The organism is Cellulomonas sp. IC4_254 (genome assembly GCF_011603975.1).
Classification (GTDB): Bacteria; Actinomycetota; Actinomycetes; order Actinomycetales; family Cellulomonadaceae; genus Cellulomonas.
Genome location: NZ_JAANNB010000246.1, coordinates 1 through 4,736, shown reverse-complemented (window position 1 = coordinate 4,736; position 4,736 = coordinate 1). Strand labels below are relative to the sequence as shown.

General features: G+C 76.0%; 4 protein-coding genes. All 4 read left to right on the top strand.

From position 1 onward, the window contains the following. The first annotated feature begins 9 nt into the window (after positions 1-9). The 4 genes from G6556_RS17125 to G6556_RS17110 all read left to right on the top strand — a co-directional run bounded on the left by G6556_RS17125 (position 10) and on the right by G6556_RS17110 (position 4,188). Positions 10-1,563 carry an MATE family efflux transporter gene (locus G6556_RS17125; protein ID WP_166944096.1) on the top strand — a complete coding sequence of 518 codons (1,554 nt, stop codon included), beginning with the start codon at positions 10-12 and terminating at the stop codon, positions 1,561-1,563. A 10-nt stretch (positions 1,564-1,573) separates the two neighbouring features. Further along, the gene (locus tag G6556_RS17120; protein ID WP_205693663.1) at positions 1,574-2,488 is read left to right on the top strand and encodes an EI24 domain-containing protein; all 915 of its coding nucleotides are present in this window, start codon (positions 1,574-1,576) and stop codon (positions 2,486-2,488) included. A gap of 112 nt (positions 2,489-2,600) precedes the next feature. Then, positions 2,601-3,545, top strand: a complete 945-nt coding sequence (locus tag G6556_RS17115; RefSeq protein WP_166944094.1) for an aminoglycoside phosphotransferase family protein — start codon at positions 2,601-2,603, stop codon at positions 3,543-3,545. 220 nt (positions 3,546-3,765) lie between these two features. Further along, the gene (locus G6556_RS17110) at positions 3,766-4,188 is read left to right on the top strand and encodes a DUF1801 domain-containing protein (protein ID WP_166944092.1); all 423 of its coding nucleotides are present in this window, start codon (positions 3,766-3,768) and stop codon (positions 4,186-4,188) included. Positions 4,189-4,736: the final 548 nt, after the last annotated feature.

Below are 4,736 nucleotides of genomic sequence, written 5' to 3'. Positions count from 1 at the left end.
ACCCTCGTCATGGCCAAGGTCCTGACCGCCGGCAGTCCCTGGCGCGTCATCCTCGCGTTCGCCGTCCCCCTGCTGGTGGGCAACGTCGTCCAGCAGCTCTACCAGTTCGCCGACGCCGTCGTCGTCGGCCGCCACCTCGGTGTGGACTCGCTCGCCGCCGTCGGCGCCACGGGCAGCCTGCTGTTCCTGCTGCTCGGCTTCGCCTGGGGCATGACCTCGGGCTTCGCGATCCCCACGGCACAGGCCTTCGGGGCGCGCGACGCCGCCGCGGTCCGTCGCTCGGTCGCCGCCGGCACGATCCTCACCGGCGCGACCAGCGTGCTGCTCACCGTCGCCGCGCCGCTGCTGGCTGGCCCGGCGCTGGGGCTGCTGCGCACGCCGGAGTCGCTGATGGCCGAGGCCACCACGTTCGCCCAGGTGAGCTTCCTGGGCGGTGGCGCGCTGATGTTCTTCAACTTCCTCTCGGCGGTCATCCGCGCGATCGGCGACTCGCGGACCCCGCTGTGGTTCCTCACGCTGGCCTGCGTCCTCAACGTCGTCCTGGTCGTGCTCATGGTCGGCCCGATGGACCTCGGCGTCGGCGGCGCGGCCCTCGCGACGGTCGTGTCCCAGGCGCTGTCGGTCCTGCTCTGCCTCGCGTACGTGCGCCGCCGGGTGCCCGTGCTGCACGTGCACCGCGCGGACTGGCGGGTCCCGAGGGCCGAGCTGGCCGAGCACCTGCGCCTCGGCCTGCCGATGGGCTTCCAGGCGTCGATCATCGCGATCGGCACGATCGCCGTGCAGGTGCGGCTCAACACCCTGGGCGCCGACGCCGTGGCCGCCTACACGACGGCGGCCCGCGTGGACGGCCTCGCGATCGCGCTGCTGCAGTCGCTCGGCCTCGCCGTGTCGATGTTCGTCGCCCAGAACCTCGGCGGCGGCCGCCCCGACCGCATCCGCCGCGGGGTCGTCCAGGCGACCTGGCTCGCGGTCGCGGGCTCGGCGGTCCTCGGCGTCGTGCTGCTCGCGTCGGGCGGCTGGCTCGTGCGGCTGTTCGTCGGCGACGGCGCCACCGAGGTGGTCCGCCTCGCCGTCCAGTTCCTGCACGTGAACGCGGCGCTGTACGCGATCCTCGGCGTGCTGTTCGTGCTCCGCGGCGCCCTGCAGGGCCTCGGCCGCACCGGGGTGCCCACGCTCACCGGGGTGATCGAGCTGGCGATGCGGGTCGGCGCGGCCGTCGTGCTCGGTGCCGCGTTCGGCTACCTCGGCGTGGTGTGGGGCAACCCGCTCGCCTGGGCCGGGGCCGTCGTCCTCCTCGTGCCGGCGTACCTGCGCGCGCACCGGGCGCTCGCCGGCCGGCCGGTCGCGCCGATCGACCGGGTCGAGGCGACACCGGTACCGGTACCGGTCGAGGGGCCCACCGACGGGTCGATGGTCGTGGACGCGGTCGTGCCGCTGCCCGCCGGCGACGGCGCCCCCGGCCCGGCCGAGGCGCCCCGCACGCCCCCGGGACCTGCCGTGCCGACCCCCGCCGACGGCGCCGACGACGCCCTTCGGCGGCGGGACGACGTCCCCGCGACCTAGGCTGCCCCGCATGCACGAGTTCCTCGCGGGCGTCCGCCTCCTCGGCGGCGGCTGGTCCTGGTGGCGGCGCCGGCCGGGCGCCATGGCGCGGGGCCTGATCCCCGCCGTGATCGTGGGCGTCGTCGTCCTCGCGGCGCTCATCGCCCTGGTCGCCAACCTCGGCACCATCGGCGACCGGCTCACCCCGTTCGCGGACGGCTGGTCGCCCGGGTGGGAGCAGGCCGCCGAGCTCGCCGCGCAGGGCGTCGTCCTCGTGGCCGTGGTGGTCCTGGTCGTCGTGACGTTCACCGCCCTCACCCTCGCGGTCGGCGAGCCGTTCTACGACCGGATCTGGCGCGCCGTCGAGCAGGACACCACGGGCACCGTCCCCGAGGGCTCCACCGGCGTGTGGCGCGGCGCCGTCGACGGCGTGGCGCTCGTCGCGCGCGGCCTCGTCGCCGCCGCGATCGCCGGGCTGCTCGGCCTGGTGCCCGTGGTCGGCGCCCCGCTCGGCTGGCTGACGGGCGTCCTGCTCACGGGCTGGGTCCTCGCCCACGAGCTGTCGTCCCGCGCGCTCGTCGCCCGCGGCCTGTCGCGGCGCGAGCGGAACGCGCTGCTGCGCGGTCACCGGGCTCGTGCGCTCGGGTTCGGGGTGGCGACCCAGCTGTGCTTCCTCGTGCCGGGCGGCGCCGTCGCGACCATGCCGGCCGCGGTCGCGGGGTCGACGCTGCTGGCGCAGTCGCTGCTGCCCCGCGGAGCAGCGACCGGCGCGCCGGGGACCGCGGGACCCGGGGCTGTCGGCACGGCGACTTCGGGCACGACGGCACCCGGGACGGTCGGGACGACGACTCCGGGGACGACGGCACCCGGGACAGTCGGGACGACGACTCCGGGGACGACGACACCCGGGACGGTGCGGAGCACGCGAGACTCCGGGCCTCGGTGACCGCGGGCCGCGCGCGGCGACCCGCGCCCGTCGGCCCGAGGCTCGCAGCAGGTACCGTGTCCGCTCCCACCCCGACGCCCGCAGCGGGCCGTCCCGCACCCGAGGAGCCGTCGTGCCCGTGAAGCCGCCCGCCGAGGTCGACCTGACCACCGACCTCGTGCGTGCGCTGCTCGCGGACCAGCACCCCGACCTCGCCGCGCTCCCCCTGCGCCTGGCCGCCCACGGCTGGGACAACGCGACGTTCCGGCTCGGCGACGACCTCGCCGTGCGGCTCCCCCGTCGGGAGGTCGCCGCGCACCTGGTCGAGCACGAGCAGCGCTGGCTCCCGACGCTCGCCGCCCTCTGCCCGGTCCCGGTGCCCGCGCCGGTGCGGGTCGGCCGGCCGAGCGGGCGGTTCGGCTGGGCATGGAGCGTGGTGCCGTGGCTCGCCGGCGCCCCCGCAGCCACCCAGCCCGTCCCGGACCGCACGCCCTGGGCACCCGCGCTGGCAGCGGCGCTCGACGCGCTGCACGTGCCGGCACCAGCGGGCGCGCCGGTGAACCCGTTCCGCGGCGGCGCCCTCGCCGGCCGGACCGCCGCGTTCCGGGAGCGGCTCGCCGCAGGGCACCTGGACGCCGCCTTCCGTGCTGCCTCGGGCGCGGACACCTCGGCGGCTGACGGCCGCCAGCGGCTGGAGACGCTCTGGCACGACGCGCTCGCCGCCCCCGCGTGGCCGGGCCCGCTCGTCTGGTTGCACGGCGACCCGCACCCGGCGAACCTCGTCGTCGCGGGGAACCGCCTCACGGGGCTCCTCGACTTCGGCGACCTGACCGCCGGCGACCCCGCCTGCGACCACGCGACCGCCTGGCTCACGTTCGACGTCGCGGGCCGCACCGCCTTCCGGGACCACGTCGACACCCACGCCGACGCCCGCGGGCCCCTCGACCCCGGGCGCTGGCGGCGCGCCGCCGGGTGGGCCCTGGTCATGGCCTCGGCGCTGGTCACGCACGGGGACGACGACCCCGTCGTCGCGGCCGCCGGGACGCACGCGATCACGGAGCTGCTCCGCGAGGCCTGACCCGCGCCGAGGCGAACCGCGCCGAGGCGAGCGACGCCGAGGCGAACCACGGCGGGGCGAACCGTGGCTGGAGTGGCCGACCTCCGCGTGCGCGGCGCGCGGCTGCGCGAGGACGACATCGTCGACCACTTCTTCGTGACGACGACGCACCCTTGGGGCCCGGGCCCGGCGGCAGGAGCCGCGGGCCAGGTCGCTCGACGGGCTCCGGCATCATGGGCACATGGCCGACGCCCCGAAGACCGCGCCCACCGACGCCGACGTCGACGCGTTCCTCGCCGCCGTGCAGCCCGAGCGCCGACGCCGGGACGCGCAGCGAGCCCGCACCCTGCTCGAGCGCATCACGGGCGAGCACGCAGTCCTGTGGGGGCCGTCGATCCTCGGGTTCGGCTCCGCGCACTACCGCTACGCGTCCGGTCGTGAGGGCGACTGGCCGCCGGTCGCGTTCTCACCCAGGAAGAGCGCGCTCACGCTGTACCTCATGGACGGTCTGGAGCCGCACACCGACGACCTCGCCGTGCTCGGGCCGCACACGGTCGGCACCGGCTGCCTCTACCTGAAGGACCTGGACGCGGTCGACGACACCGCCCTGGAGCGCATCGTCACCCGCAGCTGGCAGTCCCGCGGCACCAATCCCCGCACCTGACCCGCCGGCATCCGGACCACCACTCGCCGAGATGGCAACTCTCGGCTGCACGCAGCACGCTCCCGACAGCCGAGAGTTGCCATCTCGCCGTCCAGCCACGCGCCTTCGCCGGCACGTACGCGCCGCGTGAACGCGTGCGCCACGCGCAGACGTGGTCACGTGCATGCGTGCCACGTACATGCGTCCGCCACGCGGACGCGCCCGGTGGCGGGCAGAACCGTCGCGTAGGTCCGACCAGCACCCCGCTCGCAGCCGAGCACCTCGCTGCCGAACCCGCCCCAGCGCCGTCGAGTGGGCAGACGCTGCATTGATGACCGCCCAGTTGGGGACATCAAGTGCCCGCTCGGCAGATGACGAGCCGGTTCGGGGGCGTGCCTGGGCGGCGTGGGCTGACGCGCGTGCGGTGCTTTGAGGGCCTTCCGGGAAACAGAAAGAGCCACCCCCGAAGGGGTGGCTCTTTCTGAATGATGTCCGGCGGCGTCCTACTCTCCCACACCCTGGCGAGTGCAGTACCATCGGCGCTGAAGGGCTTAGCTTCCGGGTTCGGA